Origin of the sequence: Tateyamaria sp., from assembly GCF_039940735.1 — a bacterium.
GTDB lineage: Bacteria > Pseudomonadota > Alphaproteobacteria > Rhodobacterales > Rhodobacteraceae > Tateyamaria.
On the sequence record NZ_JBDVGB010000025.1, the window covers coordinates 1 to 25,046 of the forward strand.

The 25,046-nt window shown below is 56.3% G+C and carries 26 protein-coding genes; 7 read left to right on the forward strand and 19 right to left on the reverse strand.

Translation table 11 applies throughout. The annotated features are described in order from the left end of the window. Together ABJF76_RS04790 and ABJF76_RS04795 are read right to left on the reverse strand one after the other, a co-directional pair. Positions 1 to 638: hypothetical protein (locus tag ABJF76_RS04790; RefSeq protein WP_413822524.1), on the reverse strand; the 638-nt coding region annotated here is incomplete at its 3' end. Then, positions 635 to 1,372, reverse strand: a complete 738-nt coding sequence (locus tag ABJF76_RS04795) for a 16S rRNA (uracil(1498)-N(3))-methyltransferase (protein WP_413821864.1) — start codon at positions 1,370 to 1,372, stop codon at positions 635 to 637. The genes ABJF76_RS04790 and ABJF76_RS04795, both read right to left, overlap by 4 nt. 11 nt (positions 1,373 to 1,383) lie before the next feature. Between ABJF76_RS04795 and ubiA the strand changes: the two genes are divergently transcribed. The 3 genes from ubiA to ABJF76_RS04810 are packed head-to-tail and all read left to right on the forward strand — an operon-like array spanning position 1,384 to position 4,651. Beyond that, a complete protein-coding gene (gene ubiA, locus ABJF76_RS04800) occupies positions 1,384 to 2,367 on the forward strand; it encodes a 4-hydroxybenzoate octaprenyltransferase (protein WP_413821863.1) in 984 nt (327 codons plus the stop codon). A 60-nt stretch (positions 2,368 to 2,427) separates the two neighbouring features. Next, positions 2,428 to 4,332 (forward strand): OmpA family protein, encoded by a 1,905-nt coding sequence (locus ABJF76_RS04805; RefSeq protein ID WP_413821862.1) that lies wholly within the window; start codon positions 2,428 to 2,430, stop codon positions 4,330 to 4,332. Next, positions 4,325 to 4,651 (forward strand): hypothetical protein, encoded by a 327-nt coding sequence (locus ABJF76_RS04810; RefSeq protein WP_413821861.1) that lies wholly within the window; start codon positions 4,325 to 4,327, stop codon positions 4,649 to 4,651. Before ABJF76_RS04805 ends, ABJF76_RS04810 begins: the two co-directional genes overlap by 8 nt. 230 nt (positions 4,652 to 4,881) lie before the next feature. Here the strand turns inward: ABJF76_RS04810 and ABJF76_RS04815 are convergent, their stop codons facing one another. The 10 genes from ABJF76_RS04815 to ABJF76_RS04860 all read right to left on the reverse strand — a co-directional run bounded on the left by ABJF76_RS04815 (position 4,882) and on the right by ABJF76_RS04860 (position 13,611). Next, complete coding sequence (locus tag ABJF76_RS04815) at positions 4,882 to 5,322, reverse strand: molybdenum cofactor biosynthesis protein MoaE (protein WP_413821860.1); 441 nt, start codon at positions 5,320 to 5,322, stop codon at positions 4,882 to 4,884. A gap of 4 nt (positions 5,323 to 5,326) precedes the next feature. Next, entirely contained in the window at positions 5,327 to 5,572 is a 246-nt protein-coding gene (gene moaD / locus ABJF76_RS04820; protein WP_413821859.1) for a molybdopterin converting factor subunit 1, read from the reverse strand. 5 nt (positions 5,573 to 5,577) lie between these two features. After that, positions 5,578 to 6,237, reverse strand: coding sequence for a CDP-diacylglycerol--glycerol-3-phosphate 3-phosphatidyltransferase (gene pgsA / locus ABJF76_RS04825; RefSeq protein WP_413821858.1), 660 nt, complete (start codon positions 6,235 to 6,237; stop codon positions 5,578 to 5,580). A gap of 95 nt (positions 6,238 to 6,332) precedes the next feature. After that, positions 6,333 to 8,222: an excinuclease ABC subunit UvrC gene (gene uvrC, locus ABJF76_RS04830; protein ID WP_413821857.1), complete on the reverse strand. Its 1,890-nt coding sequence runs from the start codon at positions 8,220 to 8,222 to the stop codon at positions 6,333 to 6,335. A gap of 286 nt (positions 8,223 to 8,508) precedes the next feature. Beyond that, positions 8,509 to 9,393: an SDR family oxidoreductase gene (locus ABJF76_RS04835; RefSeq protein WP_413822527.1), complete on the reverse strand. Its 885-nt coding sequence runs from the start codon at positions 9,391 to 9,393 to the stop codon at positions 8,509 to 8,511. Further along, positions 9,315 to 10,280 (reverse strand): calcium/sodium antiporter, encoded by a 966-nt coding sequence (locus ABJF76_RS04840; RefSeq protein WP_413821856.1) that lies wholly within the window; start codon positions 10,278 to 10,280, stop codon positions 9,315 to 9,317. The genes ABJF76_RS04835 and ABJF76_RS04840 overlap by 79 nt, the downstream gene beginning before the upstream one ends. A gap of 167 nt (positions 10,281 to 10,447) precedes the next feature. Beyond that, the gene (locus tag ABJF76_RS04845; RefSeq protein ID WP_413821855.1) at positions 10,448 to 11,242 is read right to left on the reverse strand and encodes a S49 family peptidase; all 795 of its coding nucleotides are present in this window, start codon (positions 11,240 to 11,242) and stop codon (positions 10,448 to 10,450) included. A gap of 69 nt (positions 11,243 to 11,311) precedes the next feature. Then, a complete protein-coding gene (locus ABJF76_RS04850) occupies positions 11,312 to 12,073 on the reverse strand; it encodes an ABC transporter permease (protein ID WP_413821854.1) in 762 nt (253 codons plus the stop codon). Then, positions 12,070 to 13,008, reverse strand: a complete 939-nt coding sequence (locus tag ABJF76_RS04855; RefSeq protein ID WP_413821853.1) for an ABC transporter ATP-binding protein — start codon at positions 13,006 to 13,008, stop codon at positions 12,070 to 12,072. The genes ABJF76_RS04850 and ABJF76_RS04855 overlap by 4 nt, the downstream gene beginning before the upstream one ends. Before the next feature lie 87 nt (positions 13,009 to 13,095). Further along, a complete protein-coding gene (locus ABJF76_RS04860; protein WP_413821852.1) occupies positions 13,096 to 13,611 on the reverse strand; it encodes a CoxG family protein in 516 nt (171 codons plus the stop codon). A gap of 110 nt (positions 13,612 to 13,721) precedes the next feature. On the opposite strand from ABJF76_RS04860, the gene ABJF76_RS04865 reads away from it, so the two are divergent. Continuing rightward, positions 13,722 to 14,702, forward strand: coding sequence for a DMT family transporter (locus ABJF76_RS04865; protein WP_413821851.1), 981 nt, complete (start codon positions 13,722 to 13,724; stop codon positions 14,700 to 14,702). 55 nt (positions 14,703 to 14,757) lie between these two features. On the opposite strand, the gene ABJF76_RS04870 is transcribed toward ABJF76_RS04865, so the two are convergent. The 6 genes from ABJF76_RS04870 to ABJF76_RS04895 form a co-directional block, all read right to left on the reverse strand. Continuing rightward, positions 14,758 to 15,723: an NADPH:quinone oxidoreductase family protein gene (locus tag ABJF76_RS04870; protein WP_413821850.1), complete on the reverse strand. Its 966-nt coding sequence runs from the start codon at positions 15,721 to 15,723 to the stop codon at positions 14,758 to 14,760. A 193-nt stretch (positions 15,724 to 15,916) separates the two neighbouring features. After that, entirely contained in the window at positions 15,917 to 16,270 is a 354-nt protein-coding gene (locus ABJF76_RS04875; RefSeq protein WP_413821849.1) for an SH3 domain-containing protein, read from the reverse strand. A 289-nt stretch (positions 16,271 to 16,559) separates the two neighbouring features. Continuing rightward, positions 16,560 to 17,027, reverse strand: coding sequence for a transcription antitermination factor NusB (nusB, locus tag ABJF76_RS04880; protein WP_413821848.1), 468 nt, complete (start codon positions 17,025 to 17,027; stop codon positions 16,560 to 16,562). Beyond that, positions 17,024 to 17,566, reverse strand: coding sequence for a 6,7-dimethyl-8-ribityllumazine synthase (locus ABJF76_RS04885; RefSeq protein ID WP_413821847.1), 543 nt, complete (start codon positions 17,564 to 17,566; stop codon positions 17,024 to 17,026). Before ABJF76_RS04885 ends, nusB begins: the two co-directional genes overlap by 4 nt. Positions 17,567 to 17,568: 2 nt before the next feature. Beyond that, entirely contained in the window at positions 17,569 to 18,687 is a 1,119-nt protein-coding gene (gene ribB, locus ABJF76_RS04890) for a 3,4-dihydroxy-2-butanone-4-phosphate synthase (RefSeq protein ID WP_413821846.1), read from the reverse strand. A gap of 173 nt (positions 18,688 to 18,860) precedes the next feature. Continuing rightward, entirely contained in the window at positions 18,861 to 19,448 is a 588-nt protein-coding gene (locus ABJF76_RS04895; RefSeq protein WP_413821845.1) for a riboflavin synthase, read from the reverse strand. 134 nt (positions 19,449 to 19,582) lie between these two features. Between ABJF76_RS04895 and ABJF76_RS04900 the strand changes: the two genes are divergently transcribed. The 3 genes from ABJF76_RS04900 (at position 19,583) to ABJF76_RS04910 (ending at position 24,210) form a co-directional block, all read left to right on the forward strand. After that, entirely contained in the window at positions 19,583 to 20,896 is a 1,314-nt protein-coding gene (locus ABJF76_RS04900; protein ID WP_413822525.1) for a capsule biosynthesis protein, read from the forward strand. Between the two features lie 174 nt (positions 20,897 to 21,070). Next, positions 21,071 to 22,180, forward strand: coding sequence for a polysaccharide biosynthesis/export family protein (locus ABJF76_RS04905; RefSeq protein ID WP_413821952.1), 1,110 nt, complete (start codon positions 21,071 to 21,073; stop codon positions 22,178 to 22,180). Positions 22,181 to 22,197: 17 nt separating this feature from the next. After that, positions 22,198 to 24,210: a capsular polysaccharide biosynthesis protein gene (locus tag ABJF76_RS04910; protein ID WP_413821843.1), complete on the forward strand. Its 2,013-nt coding sequence runs from the start codon at positions 22,198 to 22,200 to the stop codon at positions 24,208 to 24,210. A 48-nt stretch (positions 24,211 to 24,258) separates the two neighbouring features. Here the strand turns inward: ABJF76_RS04910 and ribD are convergent. Then, the coding region (gene ribD / locus ABJF76_RS04915) for a bifunctional diaminohydroxyphosphoribosylaminopyrimidine deaminase/5-amino-6-(5-phosphoribosylamino)uracil reductase RibD (RefSeq protein ID WP_413822526.1) at positions 24,259 to 25,046 on the reverse strand (788 nt) is incomplete at its 5' end.

The following is a 25,046-nucleotide window of genomic DNA, read 5'->3' on the forward strand; positions in this document are numbered from 1 at the left end:
ACAATATCAGCCACTTGCGCGTTAAAATCTATCATCGCCACGGGCACGCCATCCAATTCCATGATCCGCAACTTTTCTTGCTCAATGGCGCGAGCGGCCCGCTTTTTAGCATCCGCCAGCGCATCGGCATCGTCGCCCAAAAGTCCGGTGTCGCGCGCATAATCGGTGAACCAAGAACACAACATTTCGTGATCCGTGGGTCTGGGTGCGCGCAGGTCAGCAAATGGGCCCGCAAGCTGGCCAAGGTCCATGTGATAAAGCGGTTCATCCCGATCAAGAGCCATAGGCGCATGTTGCAGCCCCAATGTCTCAAGCACAGATGTAACTTGCGCTGCAACGCCAGTCATCCCCAGCACCTGACGGCCAAACCATGCTTGGCGCAGCTGCGCAGGCGGCGTTACCAATTGCGGGTTTTGCGCTAAAAGAAACCCGCTGTTGCTGATCCCGAAGACAGCAATCAGCTGTTCCTCGGCAATACATATGATCATTTTGGTCGCAGTATCGGCGGTACTGCCGTCCAATCCATGGGCCGCAAGATTTGAACGCAAAAACATCGAGGTCGGCGCATGGTGCGCCAGAAAACGCTCGATATCTTGTTCATCTGCGGGCGTCGCACATCGCACGATGTGCTGAGTCACACCCAATCCCCCAAGCGCTGCTGCCAAACAGTCAAAGCCGCCACCGCTGCTGTATCGGCGCGCAATATACGTGGACCCAGACGGATCGCATGGGTGTTTTCCATGCCATGCAGCCTCACCCGTTCTGCTTGCGAAAACCCGCCTTCTGGTCCGATCAATATCGCCCAAGGGCCACGCACATCAGGTAAGGCGGAGGTGTCCTCCGCCCCCGACCTGTCTTCGGCCAAGCCTTCATCACAAAACATCACCTGTCGCGCGCCCAAATCAGCCAAGGCACGATCCAGCCGCACCATTTCTGTCACTTCTGGCACAAAGGTCCCGCCACATTGCTCGGCCGCCTCCACCGCATGCGCCTGCAAACGCGCTTGTTGCACCCGCCCTGCGTTGGTGAACGCCGTCTGCACCGGCACAATCCGGCGCGCGCCCATTTCTGTGGCCTTTTCAACAATAAAATCCGTGCGGGCCTTTTTGATCGGGGCAAACATCAACCACAGGTCGGGTGGCATCTGCACGCCCTTGGTCTGGGTCACACACGCCAACACGCCTCCGCGTTTGCCGGCCTCGACCACCTCGGCGCGCCATTCGCCGTCAGTCCCGTTAAACAGCAGTACAAACGCCCCGATCGACAGGCGCATAACGCCAAAAAGGTAGTGGGCCTGATCCCGCGACAGCACGACCGATTGCCCTGCCCCCAAAGGGTGCTCTACATAAAGGCGGATTTTTGCTTCACTCATGGACCCTACATATGACCAACACGCCGCTATCGCCAGATGGTTTGCCACCTTCACCTGACGGACATGTTGCAGATGCCGTAGATGGAAACTGGGTGGACACGTACGCGCCTGCGGCCACCCGCCCCTATCTGCGGCTTAGCCGAGCGGATCGCCCCATCGGCACGTGGTTGTTACTTATTCCCTGCCTGTGGGGCCTGATGCTGGCGATGATCCACGATCAAAACACCAGCTGGCATGACGTATGGATCGCCATCGGCTGCGCCGCAGGCGCGTGGTTGATGCGCGGAGCGGGCTGCACATGGAATGACATCACAGACCGCGATTTCGACGCGAAGGTCGAGCGAACGCGTTCGCGCCCCATCCCCTCGGGCCAAGTCAGTGTGCGTGGCGCTGTGATCTGGATGGGCAGCCAAGCATTGGTCGCCTTTGGCATCCTGCTGACGTTCAACACCAATGCGATCCTTTTGGGTGTGCTCGCACTGTTGCCCGTGGCGATTTATCCATTTGCCAAACGCTTTACGTGGTGGCCACAAGTGTTTTTAGGCCTCGCCTTTAACTGGGGCGCGCTGCTGGCATGGACAGCCCATACCGGCCAACTTCAAGCGCCGGCCGTTGTCTTGTACCTCGCTGGGATCGCTTGGACGTTATTTTACGACACGATCTACGCCCACCAAGACACCGAAGACGATGCTTTGATCGGCATCAAATCCACCGCCCGCCTGTTCGGTGAAAACACGCCGCCGTGGCTGCGCCGATTCCTGATGGGCACCGTCGGCCTGATGGGGATCGCGGTCGTCTTTGCCGCAATCGATCAGGCGTCGATTCTGGCAATGGTTCTGGCCTTGGGTGGGCCATGGGCCATGGGCTGGCACATGGCGTGGCAGCAACGCGGGTTGGATTTTGACAACCCCGCGAAATGCCTGCAAGTTTTCCGCTCTAACCGTGACACTGGCATCATTCCGCTGCTCTTTTTTGGCGCAGCCCTGTTCGTTTGATTGAAACATTCTGTCCACAGGCTTAGACAGGAACAGCACTCATAATAAAAAAGGTCGTAGATGCGTCTGTCTTCTCTTCTCATGGTTGTAGGTACGTTCTTTGCTGCGGGCTTGTTGTCGCTGGTTGCCGCCAACATGTCCGTCCAATTGATCGAAGACAGTTCCGAAATCGGGGTGCGTGATGCGCTGGATGACCAAGGCATGACATGGGCCGAAGTCGAAGCAAACGGGCTGCAGGTTACGTTGGCAGGGATCGCCCCAACCGAAGCGGTGCGCTTTGCCGCCTTGTCCACTGCAGGCGGCATCGTTGATGCGGCCCGCGTCATCGACGATATGGAAGTGCAAGCCGTCGCCGCGCTGGCCGCGCCTCGGTTTTCTGCCGAAATCCTGCGCAACGACGCGGGCTTGTCAATCATCGGCCTTATCCCGACCGAAACCAACCGCGACGAAGTTTTGGACCGGATCAACGCCATCAGCGGGCGCTTGCCCGTCACTGACTTGATCGAAGTCGCCAATTATCCCGCCCCCGACGGTTGGGATGATGCGCTAAGCTTTGCCCTTAACGCAATGGAACGGCTGCCGCGCGCCAAAGTGTCCGTCGAAGCCGGGCGGATCAGCATCACCGCGATCACCGACAGCGCCGAAGAAAAGGCGCGTCTGCAACAGCAGCTTAGACGCGCCAGCCCTCCGGGCCTGCAGATGACGTTGGATGTGGCCGCACCGCGCCCTGTGATCACGCCATTTACGCTGCGCTTGGTCAAGGACGAGACAAGCACCCGCTTTGATGCGTGTTCCGCCGACACTGATGCAACCCGCGACCGCATCCTCCAAGCAGCACAAGACGCGGGGCTGTCGGGCAGCGCCAATTGTATTGTCGGCATGGGCGTGCCCAGCCCGAACTGGGGGCGCGCGGTGCAACAAGCCATCAGCGCGTTGGATGATCTTGGGACCGGTTCCGTCACGTTCTCGGACGCTGACGTGACCCTTGTCGCCGCCGAAGGCACGCCACAAAGCGACTTTGATCGCGTCGTGGGCGAGTTGGAAAACCGCCTGCCCGACGTCTTTGCCCTGCACGCTGTTCTGCCAGAAACTGTGGATCCAAACCAAGGCCCGCCAGAATTCACCGCCACGCTCAGTCCCGAAGGCCAAGTGCAACTGCGCGGACGGCTGTCCGACGAAAACCTACGCAATTTGGCTGACAGCTATGCCAAAGCCGCATTTGGGTCGGACAAAGTCTATACCGCCACCCGGCTGGTCGACGACTTGCCAAGCACGTGGACGGTGCGTGTGCTGACGGGACTTGAAGCGCTGACGCAGCTGTCCAACGGTGCTGTCACCGTCACGCCCGATACGTTGACAGTGTCAGGCAACACCGGCAACCCACAAGCCTCAACCGGTATCGCGTCCATTCTTGCCACAAAGCTGGGTGAGGCAGGAACCTTCGACATCGACGTCACCTATCAGAAAAAACTCGACCCGGTTGCGGCTCTGCCTTCTCCCGAGGAATGCGAAGCCGAAATCGCCGGTATCCTTTCAACATCCAAAATCAACTTCGAACCGGGCAGCGCGACCATCGATGCCTCCACTTTGGGCACAATGGATGACATTGCCGAAATCCTAAAGAAATGCGGTGATATTAGGTTGGAAATTCAAGGGCATACTGACAGCCAAGGCCGCGAAGAGATGAACCTGAACCTCAGCCAATCGCGTGCGCAATCCGTCCTAAACGAACTGCGCGCGCGCCGCGTGTTGACATCATCGTACAATGCAACGGGTTACGGCGAAACCAACCCAATCGCCGACAACGAGACAGAAGATGGCCGCGAAGCCAACCGTCGCATCGAATTTGTGCTGATCCGCCCGAAACCTTCTGCACCAGAACCCGAAACAACGCTGGAAACCATCGCCAGTTCGAGCGATACAGAGGCAGAAACCGAAGGCACTGAAGGAACAGCAGATGAGTAGAGCAGAGTTTGTCATTGCGACAGCCATCGTTCTGTTTGTTGCGTTCTGCCTTGGCTGGTTCGCCAACTGGCTGGTTCACCGCTTTACGCGTGTGGCCGCGGGTGACGTCGCCGAACTTGACCGGATGAGCCAAGAGCTGCACGAGGCCGAAGAAACTCGCGATCAAGCGATCACATACCTGCAACAACGCGAGGCCGAGTTGACCAACCAACTGGCCCAAACCGAAGCAGAGTTGCGCGCGGCCATGGATGGCTTGCGCGATGCGCGCCACGAAACCGAAGAACTGCGCGCTTGGATCGAACGCCAACAAGCTGGCTGATCTTGATCACTTAGCAACACGGCCCTGTTGTGCGGACTGTGTTCCAGAGATGCACCAGCCCAATCGTCTGTCGCACTGTAGGGAACATCGGTAAAATACAGCCTGCCCCCGCGTATCGAGGTTAGCACGCCTCCGGCGTGCAAATTTTTCTGCTTCGAAAAAATTTGGGGGCCCGAAGGGCGAGGCGAAGCCCCTAAAGCATGGTGTCGCGCAGGGGCAATTGGATCACGTTACCAGCGTTTTAGCGCGTCCTCGTCCGTTTCTTTGGCGGCCACCCAACTGGCCCCCTCAGACGTGATTTCACGTTTCCAAAACGGTGCACGCGATTTGAGGTAATCCATCAAATATTCCGCCGCCTCAAACGCGTCCTTGCGGTGGGGGGAAGCCGTGCCAACCATCATGATCATCTCGCCCGGCGCCAGTCGTCCGTGACGATGAATGACCAAAGCGTCTTCAAGGTTCCAACGCGAAACCGCCTCTTGCGCAATGCTTTCCAAGGCGGCGAGCGTCATGCCCGGGTAATGCTCGATCTCCATCGCTTCCAGCCCGCCTGCGACGTCACGCACAACACCCGTAAACGTAACAATCGCCCCCGAAACCCGGCGCCCAGCGGCAAAGCCCGAAGTTTCGGCCCCAAGGTCAAACGGTTCGGTTTGAACAACAACGCGCATATCCTTAACCACCTGTCATTGGTGGGAAAAACGCAATCTCACGCACTCCGGAAAGTGGGGCATCGAAGTCCGAAAGCTGTTGATCCACAGCGACTCGCAACGCTGAAATATCAGCGAAGGCGGCGCCATAACGTTCTTCGCGTTCGCGCAATTCTTCGACCAAATCCATGACCGTGGCCGCTTTTGTTTCAACCACCTCGCGCGGCACGCCGATGCGTTCCCGCACCCAAGCAAAGTAAAGCACATCCATCGCCATTAGCCTTTCAAATAGGGCATCGCTTTTCGGAAGTAATCAAAGCCCGTCACCAGCGTCAAAGCCGCCGCAATCCACAACAGCCACAGACCTGCACGTCCGGCCCATTCGGCCCCATCCAGTTTCCAGCGCAACCCATGCAGATCTGGTTGATCACCGTTTAAAATGGCCGACACCATTTGATCATCCATGCCCCAAATCGACATTCCAAAATAGTGTTCAAACACCCCTTGCGAAAACAGCACTGCAATCGCGATCATCTGCAAAGTTGTTTTCCATTTCGCCAATTGCGTCACTTTCAACGTTCCAGCCGTGTCGCCCAAGAACTCACGCAAGCCCGAAACGAAAACCTCGCGAAACAGGATCACAGTGGCGGGCAAAACCAACCAAGGCGACCAGGACGAAAATGCGATAATGACCATAAGCGCGATCACCACCATCGCCTTGTCCGCGATCGGGTCCAACATCGTGCCAAATCGGGTCTGTTGACCCCAAGCGCGCGCGAGATACCCATCAAACCAATCGGTTATGGCCGCGCTCACAAACAAGGTCACCGCAAAAATGTCCGCGTAAGGCCGGGTGAAGTACAAAAACATCACGGCCACCAACGGGGCTGCAACGAGACGCAGAAGCGTCAGGATATTTGGTATGTTCCATGTCATATGCAATCTCTAGCGCGTATCCCGCACTACAGGAAGGGGGCCGACGGCCTCCTTTTCCTTACCGGCAAGAATTTGTAACCCAAAGGCGCCGCGCATCACTTTTCGTGAAAGAAGTCGTACACTTTTTGTGCCAATCCTTCGGACACACCGTCGACGGCCTTTAGATCCGCTAAATTGGCGCGCCCGACCGCTTTTGCCGACCCAAAGTGCGCCAACAAAGCCCGTTTGCGCGCCGCGCCGACCCCAGCGATATCATCTAGCGGGTTTTTCATATTCGATTTGGCGCGCTTTGCTCTGTGCGTGCCAATGGCGAATCGGTGTGCTTCGTCCCGCATGCGTTGCACGAAATAAAGAACGGGATCGTTGTGGCGCAGTGCAAATGGCCGCTTACCGGTTCTGTGGAATTCCTCTTTGCCTGCGTCACGATCGACGCCTTTGGCCACCCCGACCATTGGGATATCCTGCACGCCATGTTCCGCCATGATCTGTTCAACCGCGCTCACCTGCCCTGCGCCACCATCGATCAACAGCAAGTCAGGCCACATCCCTTTTAAGCGATCCGGATCTTCGGTTTGCAAACGCTTGAAGCGACGGTGCAGGACTTCCTTCATCATGCCAAAGTCATCCCCCGGCACCAGATCCTCGCCTTTGATATTGAATTTGCGATAGCTGTTTTTCATGAACCCATCAGGCCCGGCCACGATCATCCCGCCAACCGCGTTGGTGCCTTGAATGTGGCTGTTGTCATAAACCTCGATACGTTGCGGAGGAGCAGGCAAATCAAAGGCCTCTGCCAACCCTTTCAACAACTTAGTCTGCGTCGCGCTTTCAGCCATCTTGCGCGCCAGACTTTCGCGAGCATTGCGCAAAGCGCCGTCGACCAATTCAGCTTTTTCGCCACGTTGTGGCACCAACAATTCGACCTTGCGCCCCAATTTGCCACTCAGCGCTTCCGCCATCAAATCCGCGTTCTCGATCTCGTTTGACAAGATCAACTGGCGTGGCGGGTCTTTGGTGTCATAGAACTGGCCCAAAAACGCCTCGAGAACCTCTGCGGCGTCAACGTCCGCACCGACGCGCGGGTAAAAATCACGGTTGCCCCAATTCTGGCCTGCGCGGATGAAAAACACCTGTACGCATGCCTGCCCCTGTTCCAGATGCAGGGCGACGATGTCGGCCTCGTCCACATTGCGCGGGTTGATGCCTTGGGCGGACTGCACCTGCGTCATCGCGCGAATGCGGTCGCGCAACGCGGCGGCGCGTTCGAATTCCATCGCTTCGGATGCCGCCTGCATATCTGTTGCAAGGCGCGCTTGTATTTCAGTGCTGCGCCCCGTCAAAAAGCGTTCAGCATCGTGAACTGTTTGGGCGTAATCCGTTTCAGAGATCAGCCCAACACAGGGCCCGGAACACCGTTTGATCTGATACTGTAAGCAGGGCCGTGTGCGGCTGGAAAACATTGAATCCGTGCAGTTACGCAGTAAAAACACCCGCTGCAATTGGTTCAGCGTCCGGTTCACGGCACCCGCGCTTGCAAAGGGCCCATAGTAAGCGCCTTTTTCTTTTTTCGCCCCGCGGTGTTTTTTGATCTGCGCGAAGGCATGATCGTGTGTCACCAAAATGTTGGGAAAGCTCTTATCATCGCGCAGTAACACATTGAATTTGGGCTTGAGTTGCTTGATGAGGTTTTGCTCAAGCAACAGAGCTTCGGTTTCTGTGCGCGTGGTCAAGAACATCATCGACGCCGTCATCGAAATCATCCGCGCAATCCGCCCCGAATGCTGCGGCGAGGGTCGCGAATAATTCGACACGCGCGCGCGCAGGTTGCGCGCCTTGCCCACGTACAAAACCCGGCTTTCCCGATCAAGCATCCGGTATACCCCGGGCGAGGCATCTAACGTCTTGAGATAGCCGTAAATAACAGCGTGACCCACGGGGGCCGCTGCTGCGTTTTCAGAATCGGTCGGTTCGGGTGTTTCAGTCATTTGATTCGGGTCTGATTTTTGATCTGCTGCAATGGTTTGGTCATCGGATCAAGCTTTCATGCGTCCACGAAAGCTGTGGATAAGTCTGGAGACAAGTTCTAGCGGACTACAATTTTCTGTTGGTTTTTGGGCCCTTCCCCGATCTGCCTGTTTTTTAGGCACTTATTTAAATAGTTGATATTGTTGAGTTTTTTATTTTACACATGTCAACCTACTGAAAATAAAGGGCTTTTGGTAACGATTTTGTAACCAAGATTAATTCAATGCATAACTTTTCGAGCATGCCTTACTCTACGCCCACAACGTCCGGTGTTTCCCAGCCAAGATGCTGCCCGCCATCGACGCAAAGCAGTTGTCCTGTGACGGCTGGTGCGTCCAGAAAATAGCCCAATGCGGCGACAATATCTGATGGGTTTGATCCGCGTTGCAGCACGGTTGCAGCGCGTTGGGCGGCGAAGTGTTCCGCACTTTGACGCCCACCTTGCAACGTGGGACCAGGGCCGATGGCATTCACACGGATCGTTGGGGTCAACGCGCGTGCGCTGGTTTGGGTCAATGCCCACAAACCCATCTTAGCCAAAGTATAGGTCATGAATTCAGGCGTCAGTTTGCGCACCCGTTGATCGCACATATTCAAGATCAGCCCCGCCGCGACAGGTTCGTCCATATCGTCGCGTGTGGCGGTCAACCCTTGGTCCGCCATAGCTTGGGTCAGCACAAACGGTGCACGCAGGTTGGAATGCATGTGTTTGTCCCACGTCTCCCGCGTGGCGGTTTCGATCGTGTCGTACTCAAAGATCGACGCGTTGTTCACCAAACAGGTGATAGGCCCGCCTAGCGCCTCAACCGCGCGACCAAACAGGGCTTGTGTCGCTTCCTCGTCCAACAGGTCAGCTTGTAAGGCGACCCCGCGTTGGCCCTTGGCTTCGATCTGGGCGACCGTTTCCAAAGCACCTTTGTCGGAACTGGCATAGTGCACAGCCACGTCATAGCCCCGCCCAGCCAAATAAATTGCCATTGCTTGGCCCAGACGATGTCCAGCCCCTGTTACAAGTGCCCGTGTCATCGCACTCTCCCTTACATGATGTGTTGTTAGAACAGTACCACGACCAAGTAGGTCACATAAAGCATCGACAGGATCACGCCCCAGATCCGCGTGATGTCCTTGCAGAAATAGACGAACGGCATCAGCAGGATGGACGCGCCCAGCATCACCCACAGGTCAAAGCGCAAGAAGGACGGGTCGACAGGGATCGGCCCTACAAGGCTTGCAATGCCAATGATGGCCAATAGGTTGAACATGTTCGACCCAATCACGTTGCCAAGCGCCACATCCGCCTGACGGCGCAGGGCTGCAACGACTGTGGTGGCAAGTTCAGGAAGAGATGTCCCAATCGCTACCAGCGTCAAGCCGATGACCGTGTCGCTGACACCGTAAGTTTTCGCGATGACCGTCGCGTTTTCCACCAAAAGGCTTGCACCCAACGGCAGACCAATCATGCCAAGGATCAGAAACAACGCAATGCGCCAACCCGGCAGATCGGGGTCTACGCCTTCGATCTCATCTTCATCGTTCGCGGCAGCTGTGGCGTTGGCGGCGTGGTGGCTTTTGGCCTCCATCGCTTGATCGAACAGCACATATGCAAGTGCTGCCAGCAAAATGATCGCCGAAATCCAATCAAACACCCCGCGAAAGGCCAGCGCGACGAACAACAGTGATGCGCCAAGCATGTAGGTATATGACTTTGACGTCTTGCATTCCGACGTGTGCATCGTCGCCAAAAGAGCAGGTATGCCAAGCACAAGAAGAACGTTGGCCGTGTTTGAGCCCACCACATTCCCCATCGCAAGCCCGGGCGCGTCATCCAAAACCGCCTCAATCGCGATTAAAAGTTCGGGGGCAGAGGTGCCAAAAGCCACAATCGTCAAACTGACAATCAACGCAGGCACGCCTAGGCGCAGCGACAGGTTCACCGCCCCTTTGACAAGGCTGTCACCTGCCAGCAGAAGGATCAACAGGCCCAGCCCGCTTAACAACCAAGGCAGCAATTCGGTCATTAGCTGTCGCCTCGCCCGCAGGAACAAGGACCTTTGCCAATGCGATAGCGCCCGCAGTCGCACTTGGCCTTCGTCAGGCGTTTTCCGCCAATCCAGTGCAATTTACCAAACATGGCCAAAGCGCCCATGAAGACCAAGAAAAGAACAACGATCTTCGCGAGCATAAATTAAAGTCCAAACTGAGCAAAAGCAGCCCGTTCTTCGATAGAACCAAGCGCGTCATCCATAACCTGCGACCCAAAGCGCGACAAGAACGGCTTGCGCATTCCGTAGCGGCGCAATTGAACTTTTTCGCCAAAGCGTTCCTTTAGAACAGGTTTCATGTGCCCGATACCGTCGATCAATCCTAGCGCTTGCGCCTTTTGGCCTAACCACACCTGCCCTGTGAACAGATCGGTTTCGGCATCCAGCTTGCCGCTACGTCGCGCTTTGACGTGATCGATGAAATTGGTGTGGATATCGTTAAGCAGCGTTTTCAACCGTTCGACATCGTCTGGATTTTCCGGGCGAAACGGGTCCAGCATCGATTTACTTTTACCTGCCGTATACACACGCCGTTCGACCCCTTGGCGGGCCAGCAATTCATGCGCCCCGAACCCGGCCGAGATTACCCCGATGGAGCCGACCACCGAATTGAGGTCTCCGTATATTTCATCTGCTGCAACCGCCAACCAATACCCGCCCGAAGCGGCCACATCTTCGACAAAGGCGATGACGGGAATGTTCTTTTCCTCTGCAAGCCTGCGAATACGCGCGCCGATCAATGCCGATTGCACGGGGCTGCCGCCGGGCGAATTGATCTCAAGCGCCACAGCCGCCGGTTTGCCGCGTGCAAAGGCCTTTTCGATCACGGGCCCAAGCGATTGGTCACTTAAGGCGCCACGTGACGTTGCGATCATCCCCTGTAGCCGTATCACGGCAACAGTGGGATCGGATTTCATAAAGGGGATCCAGCGTTTCATGTGTCTTCATGTAGATCGCGACAGGGGCCCAAACAAGGCCACAGACCAAACGAGTTGTTTAAAGCGACCTTATTGTCTGATCCGCCAGCCGGTTTTGAATATCCACCACACCACGGCAAGGCACAGCCCTGTAAACGCCGCGATGGCCGACAACGACACACCCACCGGCACATCGGCCACCCCGAAGAACGCCCAGCGGAAGCCCGAAATCAGGTAAACCACCGGATTAAACATCGAAATCGTTTGCCATACTGGCGGCAACATCGAGATGGAATAGAACGACCCACCCAGAAAAATGAGCGGCGTCACGATCAACAATGGGATCAATTGCAGCTGTTCAAAATTGCCTGCCCAGATGCCGATGATAAACCCAAACAGCGAAAAGCTGATGCAGGTCAGCACCAAAAATATCATCATCGCAAAAGGGTGCGCGATGTGGATGTCCACAAAGAAGAACGAGGTTATCAGGATGATAATGCCGATGAACATCGACTTGGTTGCCGCAGCCCCAACATAGCCTGCCACGATCTCAAGGAAATTGATCGGGGCAGACAACAGTTCATAGATCGTGCCGATGAATTTGGGGAAATAGATACCAAAGGATGCATTGGAAATCGCCTGTGTCATCACAGTCAACATGATCAGCCCCGGCACGATGAACGCGCCATAGCTGACGCCCTCGACTTGATCGATGCGACTGCCGATGGCCGCGCCGAACACCACAAAGTACAAGCTGGAAGACAATACGGGCGAGATAAAGGATTGCGCAAGCGTTCGGAAAAAGCGGGCCATTTCCATGGAGTAAATCGCGCGGATCGCAGAGTAGTTCATGGCGTTTCCTCTGGGTCTTTGTGGACAAGCGACACAAAAATGTCCTCAAGGCTGGATTGCCGTGTCACGACATCGCGCAGTTGCAACCCCGCCGCTGCCACATCGGTCAGCAATTTGGTGATACCTGTGCGCTCACTTTTAACATCGTAGCTGTAAATCAGCGTCCTGCCATCATCACCCAAAGTCAGATCATAGGCCGAAAGGCTGTCCGGGATGGTCGACAATTGCGAGGTCAATTGCACATCCAGTTGTTTTTTGCCCATGCGGGCCATCAGCTTGTCTTTTTCCTCGACCAGCAGGATTTCTCCGTTGCTAATGACGCCGATGCGGTCGGCGATCGCTTCGGCTTCTTCGATGTAATGCGTCGTCAGAATTGTCGTCACACCATCGGCGCGCAATTGTTCGACGATTTGCCACATGTCTTTGCGCAACTCGACATCAACACCTGCGGTCGGTTCGTCCAGAAACAACACACGCGGCTCGTGGGCCAGTGCTTTGGCGATCAGCACGCGGCGTTTCATACCACCCGACAACGCGCGAATTTGCGCATCGCGTTTGTCCCAAAGCGACAGGCGTCTCAAAACGTCCTCGACCACACCATCTTGGCGCGGTTTGCCAAACAGGCCGCGCGAAAAGCGTACTGTATTGATGACCTTCTCAAACGGTTCCAACGCGATTTCCTGCGGCACAAGGCCGATCAGACTGCGTGCCGCGCGAAAGTCACTTTGAATGTCGTGCCCATCGACAGTAACCGTCCCCGAGGTTGGTCGCGTAATCCCGCAGATCGTGGAAATCAACGTCGTCTTGCCGGCCCCATTGGGACCAAGAAGCGCGATGATTTCGCCTTGTTCTATATCAAGCGACACGGATTTCAGCGCTTCAAAGCCCCCATCATAGGACTTTCGTAGATTTTTGATGCTTAAGATTGCGGACATGATGCCTCGGTCTTGGGTGAGTGTGCGAGGTAACGCGCAAGACGTGAATAGGCCAGCGTGCCCATGCACACGGCCTGTGCGGGCGGCCTATTCTTTGCCGGTCAAACGGCCCAACCAACCTTTTTTGGCTTCGGTGTCGCCGCCATCATCGCCCTGTTCCGCTGGCCCTTCCAGCGTCTCTTGAAGATTAGAAAAGAACTTGTCGGCCATTTTCTTGGCAAAACCGTCAATGATACGACTGCCCAATTGGGCCAGTTTACCGCCGACTTTTGCCTCAACATCATAGGACAATTCGGTGCCGCCATCCTTGGCACGCATGCGCACCTCTGCGCCGCCTTTGGCAAAACCGGCAGCGCCACCTTTGCCTTCGCCTGTGATGGTTAGGCTTTCATTTTCGATCAAATCCGAAAGGGTCACCTGCCCTTTAAAAGTCGCCTTTACGGGACCAACTTTCTGGGTCACCGAGGCTTCGAACCCGTCCGAGGCGTTGCCGGTCACTTCCGTCGCCCCCGGCACGCACGCCTTCAGAACATCCGGGTTTAGCAATGCCGCATAGACATCCTTGGGCTGTGCCGCGATCTGGCGCGTATCGGACATTTGCATGAGGTGGCGCTCCCTTTTGTCTTAATTTCGTCCGTCATACTTCAGGATGCGGGTCGATGCCACGCTCGAATCTGCGTGACAGTTGTGCGTGGCGTGCTAGGGCTTGGCCCATGATAAATGGGCGCTATAATTTTGCCGGTCTGGCTATTTTGTTTGTGTTGATTGGGGTGTTTTGCATTTCGATCAACGATCTGTTGATCAAGCAATTGTCTGGCGGCTATCCTTTGCATCAAATCGTGTTCGCGCGTTCCGGCATTGGCATTCTGTTTACCCTGCTGATCGTTCAGTACGAGGGCGGTTTTGGCATCTTGCGCACCAAACGACCCGGCCTTCACGCACTGCGGGGAATATTGATCGTCGTTGCAAACATGACGTTCTTTCTGGCCCTTGCTGTGTTGCCTTTGGCCGATGCCACGGCGCTGTTCTTTGCGGCGCCTTTGTTCATCACCTTGCTTTCGATCCCTATCTTGGGCGAAAAAGTCGGCCCCTTGCGCCTAAGTGCGGTGGCCGTCGGATTTGCAGGCGTGATCATCATGCAACGCCCTTGGGCGGGATCAGACAGCCTAGAGGTGAACCGTATCGTGTTGTTGCTGCCGGTGCTGTCGGCGCTGACATATGCGATGAACCAATTGCTGACGCGCAAGTTGGGCGTGGCGAGCAAAGCCAGCGCAATGGCAGTGTACATCCAAACGGCTTTTATCGTGGTCTCGGTCCTGTTTTTTGTGGTGGCAGGTGATGGACGCTTTGCGGATCAGGCCACCAACGCTTCGGTGGTTTTTCTATTGCGCGCATGGGTCTGGCCCGCCGACAGTGATCTTTGGGTTTTTGTGGGGTTGGGCGTGAACTCAGCGATCATTGGCTATTGCCTAAGCCAAGCCTACAGGTTGGCAGATGCCGCGACGGTCGCGCCATTTGAATACATCGGTCTACCGCTAGCAGTGCTGTGGGGATTTGTAGTATTTGGCGACCTGCCTGTGGCCGAGGTCTGGATCGGGATTGCGTTAATCCTTGGATCCGGCCTGTTCGTTTTCCTACGGGAACGACACAAAGCACGGCTGTTGGCCCATTCACAAATCAAAGCGCGCAACTAGCGGGCGACGGAAACCGAAACGGTTTCCGTCGCGTTTTCCGATGTCGGAAAACGGTTCAGCCGTCGATGTCGATCACGACTTTGCCCGTCGCCTTACGATTACGCAGCAACTCCAGCCCTTCATTGGCCTGCGCAAGAGGCAACACATAGCTGACATGGGGTTTCAGCTTGCCCGCGACATACCAGTCAAACAAGACTTCGAAACTGTCCGTCAGCACCGACGGGTTCACCCGCATGTAGCCCCCCCAATAATACCCGATGACCGTCAGGTTCTTGACCAACAGGATATTGGCTGGAATTTGCGGCATAGTCCCACTCGCAAAGCCCAAAGGCAGCAATCGCGCCTCTGGATTGCAAGCACGCACAGCGGCATCGAAGAATTCCCCTCCCACCGGGTCATAAACAACATCCGCCCCCCCGAGCGCTTTGACATCAGCGCGCAAATCGCACGTCTCGCTATCCAGCAAGTGATCTGCGCCAGCCGCTTTGGCGACCGCCAACTTGTCCGCACCACGCGCCACAGCGATCACCTCGGCGCCCATCAGCTTACCAAGTTCCACTGCCGTCAAACCAACGCCCCCAGACGCACCCAGAACCAACAGCCGCTCTCCTGGTTTCAAATGCGCCTTATAGTCCAAGGCCACATGGCTGGTCCCATAAGCAATCAAAAAGGCTGCCGCATCTACCGGCGGCATCTGATCCGGGACCGGCACACAGATCGCCGCTGGCAAGGCCGCATACTCCGCAAGCCCGCCAAAACCAGAATAGGCGGCGATGCGCTGCCCGACATGTAAGTGTGCGACACCCTCGCCCAATGCTTCAATCGTACCGCACATTTCCATCCCAACAGTCGCAGGCAGTGGTGGTTTTTCTTGATACGTGCCTTTGACGATCAACGTATCGCCAAAATTCAAACCGCAGGTATGGATGCGCACCAAAACCTCGCCCGCGCCCGGTTCGGGCACATTCACATCGCGCAATTCTAAAGGGTGCCCGAGGGCGGTCAGTTGCATGGCACGCATAAGTCAGGCTCCGTCTTTTGCATCAGCCGCGTTTGCGGCCCACTTGCTGGATTGCATAACCGATGCCGCACGCGTCCAACAACAAACTTTGGCCAAGTAGCGGACAAAGAACACACAAAACGCATCCGTTCCAGCGCTGCATGCACAAGGGCACCGCAGGTCTGCATTACACCCAAATATGTCGATTAAATTTCTAGGCGTTTGCGAATCTAGCCAAGTTTTTTGCCGGAACCCAACCCACTGAGCCGACGGAATTTTTGCACAAGACCCATCCGTGAATTTCAGCAGTGCCGTGCAACGCCTCGCCTTGGCGACATGTCAGCTCCAAAGCCGAAAATTCCGTCTTTGCAAAGGTCTTGCCATCAACATCTTTGGCAAGGTTGTCAGGTATCCAGCCTTCTTGTCCGGCCTCGTTTTTTGCCCAGACCCAAACATATCCATCCCAATCTGCGCTCTTACCCGTCAGCCAAAGCTCTTCGCCCTTGTTAAGCAAAATCGGATCGTCATAGGTCGCGTCCCAATCTGCAATAACGCGATGGTGCCCCATTGGATGATCTCCATTTTTTGCCCCCGATAAAAAATCATGTTTGGAACAAAATCAAGCAAAGCGATGGGCCGTTTTCCTCTGCCCGGACATAAACCCGAACTTAACATCAACCACCGCATGCCACCTCAACCCGCGCAGATCCTGTGAAGCATATGCCGCCCGGTGCGCAGAACGTGTACAGGGCGCGAACGGAATACGACATCGAACCCCACTGCTTTCATAGCGTTAAGGTTATGAAAATGACGTCTCGCCACGGATCACGCAAAACGACGTTGCACGCCTGCCCGTCTTAAAACGCTTCGGGTCGCGCAGCGCGCGCCATGTGATCAAGGACAGCATTCACAAAACTAGGTTCTTTCCCATCAGGGAAAAATGCCCGCGCCACGTCGACATATTCGGTGATGACAACCTTGGGCGGCACAGATTTGTCCTGAAACTCAGCGCCAGCAGCCCGAAACAGCGCCCGCAACGTCGGATCAATCCGCCCAATCGGCCACTTAGCCGCCAATGCACGGTCCGTCATTTGGTCGATTGGCGCTTGATAATTCACTGCACCATCTATGACGGTCGCAAAATGTTCAGGGTCACCTTCGGTCATTTCAGCCCCATCATAAGAGGCTCCAAACCGGTGATCCAAGAACTCGACCTTGATCTGGTCTACGGTCTGCGAAGACTGCTCCATTTGAAACAGTGCCTGCACAGCATAAAGCCGTGCAGCCGAGCGCATCTTGCGTTTTTGATTGCCCGAAAGCGTCATCGCTGAAAGGATCCTATGTTGCCTGCTATCTGGTATTCAGAGGAAGGCCTAAAACCGACCTCCTTGTCCGAGCGGCCCCACTTACGGGCCAGTGCGATAAGGTGCAAGGCCGCAGCAGCAGCCCCGCCGCCTTTGTTTTGCGCAGCAGGGTCTGCGCGCACTTCGGCCTGCGCGATGTTTTCGACCGTCAGGATACCATTCCCGATGCAAACCCCCTGCAAACCAAGCAGTTGCAGCGCGCGGCTGCTGTCGTTGCAGACGGTGTCATAGTGCGTCGTTTCGCCTCGGATCACACAGCCCAACGCGACATAACCGTCAAAATTCGACATCCGTTCGGCAATGCCGATGGCAGTAGGGATTTCCAGCGCACCCGGCATCTCGATCAAATCCCAAGTGGCCCCTGCCGCTTCGATCTCGGCTTTGGCGCCTGCGACCATGTTGTCAGCAATCGCTTTGTAATAGGGCGACACGACGATCAGCACCTTTACCGGGCGATCAAAATCGGGGCGATCCAGCACGTGATGTTCGATGGCAGCCATGGTTATTCTCCTAAGATTGGTCGAGTGCCCACGATTTCAAGCCCGTAGACGTTGATGCCCATATAGGTGGTGCGCGGGCTGTCGGTAAGCAGGATGATACGCGAAAGGCCCATGTTGCTCAGCATCTGGGCGCCGAGCCCGGTGTTTTTCACAATGCGAGGCCCAGCTTCATCCGGGGCGAACAGTTCTTTGCGCGGCTCACGGAACAGGCACACAACGCCGCGCCCTTCCTCGGCGATGAGTTCCATCGCGCGGGGCAGCTCACCAACGGGCTTGTCGCTTAGGCCCAAAATATCGGTCACTTCCGCAAGCGCATGCGTGCGCACCAAAACTGGCGCGTCGGTGGTTAGATCACCTTTGGACAGGGTCACATGTTCGATCCCATAGGTCTGATCGGTAAAGATGCGCATATGCCATTCACCGCCGTGCTGAGAGGTCAATGTGCGACTGCCCGTCTCAACCACAAGATTATCGTGGCGGCGGCGGTAGGTGATCAAATCACTGATGGTCCCGATCTTAAGGCCATGCTGCTTGGCATAGCCCACGAGGTCCGGCAGACGGGCCATGGACCCATCTTCGTTCATGATCTCGCAAATCATACTGGACGGATAATGCCCTGCCAAACGGGCCACATCGCACCCGGCCTCTGTATGGCCAGCGCGGGCCAGCACACCGCCTTTGCGCGCGCGCAAAGGAAAGACGTGGCCGGGTGTCGCAATGGCAGATTGCGTCGCCTGCGGGTCCACAAGGGTTGCAATGGTCAGCGCACGATCACCTGCGGAAATGCCTGTGGTCACGCCTTCTCGCGCCTCGACAGAAACGGTAAAGGCGGTCTCGTGACGGGACGAATTGTGCACGGCCATCATCGGCAAACCCAACGCTTCGATGCGTTCAGCTGGCAACGTTACACAGATCAATCCGCGCCCATAGGTGGCCATAAAATTGACGGCATCCGCATCTGCAAAATTTGCCGGGATCACCAGATCACCTTCATTCTCGCGATCCTCGTGATCGACAAGAATGAACATATGGCCCAAACGCGCCTCTTCGATGATCTCTTCGATAGGCGAAATGGCCGCTGCCAAATCGGTTTCAACAGGACCGGGGGTTTCAAAACTCATGGATCACCTTCAAAACAGCAACTAGCGCGCGGCATAAAGGAACGACATCCACATTGCCAGTGAAACGCAACAGGAAAACAGATCAACCGACGCCAAGCGCATCGCACATGTTCCGTGAGCACGCTGGCCCCACAGTCCAAAATGTCGTCAGGCCGCAAGGCCTGTCCGCAGGGTTAACCCACCTCGGCCAAGCGCGCGACATAGCGGGCCAGCGTATCGATCTCTAAATTGATCCGATCGCCCACTGCTACGTCACCCCACGTGGTCACGTCTTTGGTATGGGGGATAAAGTTGATGCCAAACACCGCACCTTTGACTTCGTTCACAGTCAACGACGTGCCATTCAAAGCAACCGATCCTTTCGACGCAATGAACCGCGCCAAGTCGTCCGGCGCGCGCAGCTGCACACGCGTGCTGTCGCCTTCATCCACAATCGACACTACCTCGGCCACGCCGTCCACGTGGCCCGACACAATGTGACCGCCCAATTCATCGCCAACCTTCAACGCGCGTTCTAGGTTAAGCCGCTTTCCGACGGCCCACGCAGACAGATTGGTTTTTGACACGGTTTCGGCGCTGATTTGCACATCATACCAATCCGTCCCCAAACCAACGACCGTCAGGCACACGCCATCCGACGCGATCGATGCGCCCATATCAATGCGCGCCGTATCGTAGCCTGTCGAAATGCGTGCGCGTAAGTCGCCTTCTTGGGACAAGTCGACCAAAGTACCGATATCAGTTATGATGCCAGTGAACATAAAAACCACCTTTTGCGATGCCTCGGAATCAGGTAGCCGCCTGTGTCCACAAGGGCAAGAGGCCCTCGGACTGCAAAATTCGCGCAAATGGGACATAATATCGCCCCACTCAAGTGTTCATCTAAAGGAAAGACATGCCACGTAGCAGAGGCCAGATGAAACAAAACGCCCCCGATTCTCGGGTTTTCCTGTTTTTGCAGGGCCCGCACGGACCATTTTTCCACCGTCTTGGCACGATGCTGCGCCGTGCGGGGTCGACTGTGTGGCGTGTTGGTTTCAACGCAGGCGATCGCGCCTTTTGGTTTCATCCGCGCAGCTACATCCCCTATCGCGGCAAAGCCGACGATTGGGCGCAGACATTCATCAACCTAATCGAAGAAAAAAATGTCACCGATATCGTGCTTTATGGCGATGTCCGCCCAATCCATGCCAACGCTGTGGCCGAGGCAAAGCGGCGCGGCATCACGGTGCATGTCTTCGAAGAAGGCTATATGCGTCCCTATTGGGTCACTTATGAACGCAACGGCACAAACGGCAATTCGCGCCTGATGGACATGAGCGTGGAGCAAATGCAAACCGCACTTGCCCTATCCGATATGGAAGCGCCCCTGCCCCCCGGTCATTGGGGGGATATGCGCCAGCACGTGTTTTACGGCGCGCTTTATCATTGGTTTGTAATGTTCCGGAACGGCGATTATCGCAATTTCCAACCCCATCGGTCACTTACCGTGGTGCATGAGTTCAAGCTTTATCTTCAACGCTTGCTGCTGATGCCGCTGCACACCCTTGACCGGGTCCAAGCGACACTGCGCATCCGCAACGGTGGCTTTCCCTATCATTTGGCACTGTTGCAACTTGAACATGACAGCAGCTTTCAAAAGCACTCGCCTTTCACCTCTATGACCGAATTTCTTGAACTTGTGAACAAGGGTTTTGCGCAGGGCGCTTCCGGTCACCACCATCTTGTCATTAAAGCACACCCCCTCGAAGACGGGCGTTCGCCGATTCGACGCACGATCCGTGCACTTACCCAAGAACATGGGCTGAAAGGTCGTGTGCATTACGTACGTGGCGGCAAGCTGGCGCAGCTTTTGAACGACGCGCGCAGTGCGGTGACCGTGAACTCGACGGCAGCCCAACAGGTGCTCTGGCGCGGTATTCCTCTGAAGGTTTTTGGGCGGGCCGTCTTTGCCAAACCGGAATTTGTCAGCGATCAACCTCTGCCCGACTTTTTTGCAGGTGCCAGTCGCCCCGACAACAAAGCTTACAAAGATTACCGCCGCTACCTGTTGGAAACCAGCCAACTGCCCGGCGGATTTTACTCGGCGCGCGGGCGTCGCCAGTTGCTGCGCCAAGTCGTCGACATGATGCTATCAAGCGAAGATCCCTATGATGCGCTTGCCTCCGGCACCGCGGCTCCAAGGCAACAGTTGCGGTTGGTGAACTAACAGACACAACCCCTATGGCTAGATTTTATCGCAAACATCCGGTATCTTAGCATCAATTCAGCGTCGGAAAACCGTCGCGATTACAATAAAATTGGTGCGGGCAAACCTGCATCTTGAGGCAGAACAAGAATAGGTCGAGGAGACCGAGCAGTGATTTTTCAGTCATTCCGCTGGATGCGCGTGGGCGCGCTGTTAGCCGTTTTAGGCATCCTTTCATCATGCGGCTTACCACAAGTGGGCCCAAACAAACGCGAGATCTTTTCTGGCTCGGTCCAGAAAGAAGGTGACGCGTTTATCGTATCCGTTAACGACAGGGTGACACGGGCCACAGCCGTGACACCGGCGCTTGGCTTTTCCCAAGAGTTCATAAACGCGGGCATCATTGGTTCAGACACCATTCAACCCGGTGATGTTCTGGGGCTGACCATCTATGAAAACGTCGATGATGGATTGCTGGCGGGTGCCGGTCAAAATTCGACCATCCTCGAAGAGGTTCAAGTTGACGGCGCCGGGTTCATTTTTGTGCCCTATGCCGGGCGTATCCGTGCCGCTGGCAATTCACCTGAATCCATTCGCCGCATCATCACAACCAAGCTCGAAGAACAAACACCCGATCCGCAGGTACAAGTACGGCGCGTCGCAGGTGACGGTTCGACTGTGTCACTGACCGGCTCTGTTGGTGGTCAAGGTGTCTATGCCATTGAACGCCCGACACGCACATTGGCGACCATGCTTGCCCGCGCAGGCGGGGTGACCATCGCGCCGGAAATTGCCCAGATCACAGTGATCCGTGGCTCAATGCGAAGCCGCGTTTGGTTCCAAGACCTTTATTCGAATCCAGAACTGGACATCGCCTTGCGTGGCGGTGACCGTATTCTGGTCGAAGAAGACACCCGCTCCTTCACTGCACTTGGCGCAACGGGCAGTCAGTCCCGTGTCCCATTTGAATCCCAGAACCTAAGCGCGTTAGAAGCCATCGCGCAGGTCGGCGGGTTGTTGGCCAACTCATCCGACCCTACTGGTGTGTTCGTTTTGCGCAATGAACCCGCGTCTATCGCGAATGCCGTGATGGGGCGGGACGATTTGGAAGGGGCGCAACGCCTTGTCTATGTCCTGGACCTGACACAGCCAAATGGCCTGTTTCATGCACGCGACTTTGTCATTCGCAATGCGGACACAATTTATGTGACCGAAGCACCGTTCACCCAGTTCAGCAAGATCATCACGGCCGTGACAGGTGCCGCCGGATCCGCGGATTCACTGGCCAGCATCGGGGGCAGTTGATAGGCCAAACAATGGTCATGTCTGATCCCCTCAATCAATCCGCCGGACCTGAAAAGGCCCGGCGGCTCTATGTTTACAACGGCGGATTCGTGACGCAACGCCGTGTTCGCCGTATTCTGGCCCTGTCTGGATATGCCGTTTCACTGGGCCTTCCCAAAGAAGGTGATCTGATCGGCATCTGGGGCAATTCCCCGACTGCCCATCGCGGTCTGTCCGTCGCCGCAAAACGCAACACCCCCGTTGTACGGGTCGAAGATGCCTTTTTGCGATCCCTGTTTCCGGGGCGCGCAGGCGGACCACCGTTAGGTCTTCTGATTGATCACAAAGGTGCTCACTTCGACCCGGCCCACCCTTCCGACCTAGAAGAAATCCTAACCACCCATCCCCTTGATGACACGGCCCTTTTGAACCGTGCACGTGGCGCAATGGCGCGGATGGCCGAAGCGCATCTGACAAAATACACCGCGTTTGATGATTGTGCTGCGGTGCCCCCGCCCGGCTATGTGCTTGTGATTGATCAAACACGCGGCGATGCCTCGGTCACGGCATCGGGTGCCGATCGAAACCGTTTTTTAGAAATGCTCTTTGTCGCTCAAGACGAACACCCGGGCGCACGTATCCTCATCAAGACCCACCCCGAAACGGTGCAGGGCTTTCGCGCGGGTTATTTCACCGACGCCGACTGCAATGACCGTGTGGAAATATTTAGCGACCCCGTCAGCCCTTGGACCCTGATGGAAGGCGCAATTGCGGTTTATACTGTATCTTCGGGCCTTGGGTTCGAAGCAATTTTAGCCGGGCACAAACCGCGTGTCTTTGGGCAGCCATTTTATGCGGGATGGGGCCTGAGTGCGGATGAATTTCCCGTGCAACGCCGTCAACGCAGCCTGACCCGCGCACAGTTATTTGCAGGTGCGATGATGTTGTACCCTAAATGGTACGACCCGTTTCGGGACCGTCTGTGCGACCTTGAAACCGCAATCGAGGTTTTGGCCGCGGATACCCGCGCATGGCGTGCCGATCATAAAGGTTGGGTCGCAAGTGGCATGCGCATGTGGAAACGCAAACCCTTGCAGCACGTGTTTGGCCGTCACAAAGCGATGGTGTTCGAAGATGACCCCGGCCCCGCCCGTGCATTGGGGCGCCCATGGATGGTTTGGGCCGGCAAGGCGCAGGTGGGTCATGGCGATGCGGTTCGGGTCGAAGACGGCTTTTTACGTTCGCGCGGCCTTGGGGCTGAATTGGTGCCGCCGCTTTCATTGGTGACGGACGATTTAGGCATCTACTACGATCCCACCCAACCCAGCCGTCTTGAAAAACTGATCCAATCCCGCCGCACTTTGCGCCCTGATCAGGTCTTACGTGCCGAACGGTTAGTGACTGCACTAACCCGAGACAACCTAAGCAAATACAATCTTGGTGGCGCGTTGCCCGAGCTTCCTAAGGGGCCGCGTGTGTTGGTCGTTGGCCAAGTCGAAGACGACGCATCGATCCGCACCGGTGCCGGTGATATCGTGACAAACCACGCGCTGTTGCAAGCTGCACGCGATGCGCACCCTGATGCAACGCTGATTTACAAACCCCATCCCGACGTCGAGGCGGGCCTGCGCAGCGGTGCATTTGATGCAAGTCAAATCGCCGACGTCGTGGCCAACCGTGCGGATATCACGGCCCTTCTAGGGGTCGTCGATACGCTGTGGACGATGACCTCGCTTGCCGGTTTCGAGGCCTTGTTGCGCGGCGTCAACGTGACCACGACGGGCGCACCTTTTTATGCCGGATGGGGACTAACAAACGATCGCGGCGACGTGCCTCCACGCAGGCGTGAAGACATCAGCCTGCCCGGTCTTGTTCACGCGACGCTGATCGACTACCCGCGCTATTTCGATCCCGTGACTCGCTTGCCCTGCCCCGTGGAAGTCGTGGTGGAGCGACTGGCAAAGGGCGACGTGCCGCATCCCGGCTGGTCCAATCGCATGCTATCCAAGGCGCAGGGTTTGCTGGCAAGTCGCGCGCATTTGTGGCGTTAAGGTACTTCGCAAGGCTCTGAAAAAGCTACAGCTTTGCGCAACGCAAAGTTACAACGCGCTATCGGCGCCCCGAGCCCATTCATGGCAAATATCCGGGCCAATTTGGCGCACAGACCGCAATTCAAACCGCGCAGCCTCTCGTAACTTTTCTAAACCAAGCGCGCCGATGTTCGGTAAACCTTCGGCCCCTATGGCAAGGCCAGCGGTGAAGCCAACCAAGCGGTCGACCAAATCTGCTTCGATCAAGGACGCTGCCAGGGCACTACCGCCTTCGCAAAACACCCGCGTCAGCCCGTGGGTGCCAAGTTGTTGCAAGATGTCGCGTGGATCAAGCTGACTGCCGCGGGTTTCACATGGCAACAACGTAGCGCCCAGATCTTGCCACGTCTTTTGCAGCATCGGATCCGCATCGCGCCCGTGGCACAAAAGAACCGGGGTCTCTTGAGCCGTGCGTGCCAGTGCCCCCAACAATGGCAGATCAAGGCGACGAGAAACCACAATGCGGGCCGGTTGGTGTTTGATCCCAAGGCCCCGCACCGTCAATGACGGATCATCATGGCGCGCAGTACCGCCCCCCACCATGACGGCATCATGACGCGCACGCATGGCATGAACGGCACGGCGCGCGGCGGGTCCTGTGATCCATTGACTTTCGCCGGTACCGGTCGCGATCCGGCCATCAAAACTACTGGCAAGTTTCAAAGTAACAAGCGGTCGCCCCAGATCGACACGCAGCAAGAACCCCTCAAGGTCTGCCCGAGCAGCGTCTTCGCAAACACCGGTTGTGACAGAAATGCCCGCGGCCTTTAGACGTTCGATCCCGGCCCCGTCCACAC

Coding starts and splice junctions, on each gene's coding strand:
- ribB (WP_413821846.1), bottom strand. CDS start 18,687: ATGAGTTTTGAAACCCCCGGTCCTGTTGAAACCGATTTGGCAGCGGCC.
- pgsA (WP_413821858.1), bottom strand. CDS start 6,237: ATGACATGGAACATACCAAATATCCTGACGCTTCTGCGTCTCGTTGCA.
- ABJF76_RS04865 (WP_413821851.1), top strand. CDS start 13,722: ATGATAAATGGGCGCTATAATTTTGCCGGTCTGGCTATTTTGTTTGTG.
- ABJF76_RS04885 (WP_413821847.1), bottom strand. CDS start 17,566: ATGGCTGCCATCGAACATCACGTGCTGGATCGCCCCGATTTTGATCGC.
- ABJF76_RS04860 (WP_413821852.1), bottom strand. CDS start 13,611: ATGCAAATGTCCGATACGCGCCAGATCGCGGCACAGCCCAAGGATGTC.
- ABJF76_RS04815 (WP_413821860.1), bottom strand. CDS start 5,322: ATGCGCGTTGTTGTTCAAACCGAACCGTTTGACCTTGGGGCCGAAACT.
- ABJF76_RS04870 (WP_413821850.1), bottom strand. CDS start 15,723: ATGCGTGCCATGCAACTGACCGCCCTCGGGCACCCTTTAGAATTGCGC.
- ABJF76_RS04845 (WP_413821855.1), bottom strand. CDS start 11,242: ATGAAACGCTGGATCCCCTTTATGAAATCCGATCCCACTGTTGCCGTG.
- ubiA (WP_413821863.1), top strand. CDS start 1,384: ATGACCAACACGCCGCTATCGCCAGATGGTTTGCCACCTTCACCTGAC.
- ABJF76_RS04795 (WP_413821864.1), bottom strand. CDS start 1,372: ATGAGTGAAGCAAAAATCCGCCTTTATGTAGAGCACCCTTTGGGGGCA.
- ABJF76_RS04855 (WP_413821853.1), bottom strand. CDS start 13,008: ATGTCCGCAATCTTAAGCATCAAAAATCTACGAAAGTCCTATGATGGG.
- ABJF76_RS04895 (WP_413821845.1), bottom strand. CDS start 19,448: ATGTTCACTGGCATCATAACTGATATCGGTACTTTGGTCGACTTGTCC.
- moaD (WP_413821859.1), bottom strand. CDS start 5,572: ATGGATGTGCTTTACTTTGCTTGGGTGCGGGAACGCATCGGCGTGCCG.
- ABJF76_RS04840 (WP_413821856.1), bottom strand. CDS start 10,280: ATGACCGAATTGCTGCCTTGGTTGTTAAGCGGGCTGGGCCTGTTGATC.
- ABJF76_RS04875 (WP_413821849.1), bottom strand. CDS start 16,270: ATGGGGCACCATCGCGTTATTGCAGATTGGGACGCGACCTATGACGAT.
- ABJF76_RS04900 (WP_413822525.1), top strand. CDS start 19,583: ATGCCACGTAGCAGAGGCCAGATGAAACAAAACGCCCCCGATTCTCGG.
- ABJF76_RS04850 (WP_413821854.1), bottom strand. CDS start 12,073: ATGAACTACTCTGCGATCCGCGCGATTTACTCCATGGAAATGGCCCGC.
- ABJF76_RS04805 (WP_413821862.1), top strand. CDS start 2,428: ATGCGTCTGTCTTCTCTTCTCATGGTTGTAGGTACGTTCTTTGCTGCG.
- ABJF76_RS04810 (WP_413821861.1), top strand. CDS start 4,325: ATGAGTAGAGCAGAGTTTGTCATTGCGACAGCCATCGTTCTGTTTGTT.
- ABJF76_RS04905 (WP_413821952.1), top strand. CDS start 21,071: ATGCGCGTGGGCGCGCTGTTAGCCGTTTTAGGCATCCTTTCATCATGC.
- uvrC (WP_413821857.1), bottom strand. CDS start 8,222: ATGACTGAAACACCCGAACCGACCGATTCTGAAAACGCAGCAGCGGCC.
- nusB (WP_413821848.1), bottom strand. CDS start 17,027: ATGACGCTTTCGGGCAATCAAAAACGCAAGATGCGCTCGGCTGCACGG.
- ABJF76_RS04910 (WP_413821843.1), top strand. CDS start 22,198: ATGTCTGATCCCCTCAATCAATCCGCCGGACCTGAAAAGGCCCGGCGG.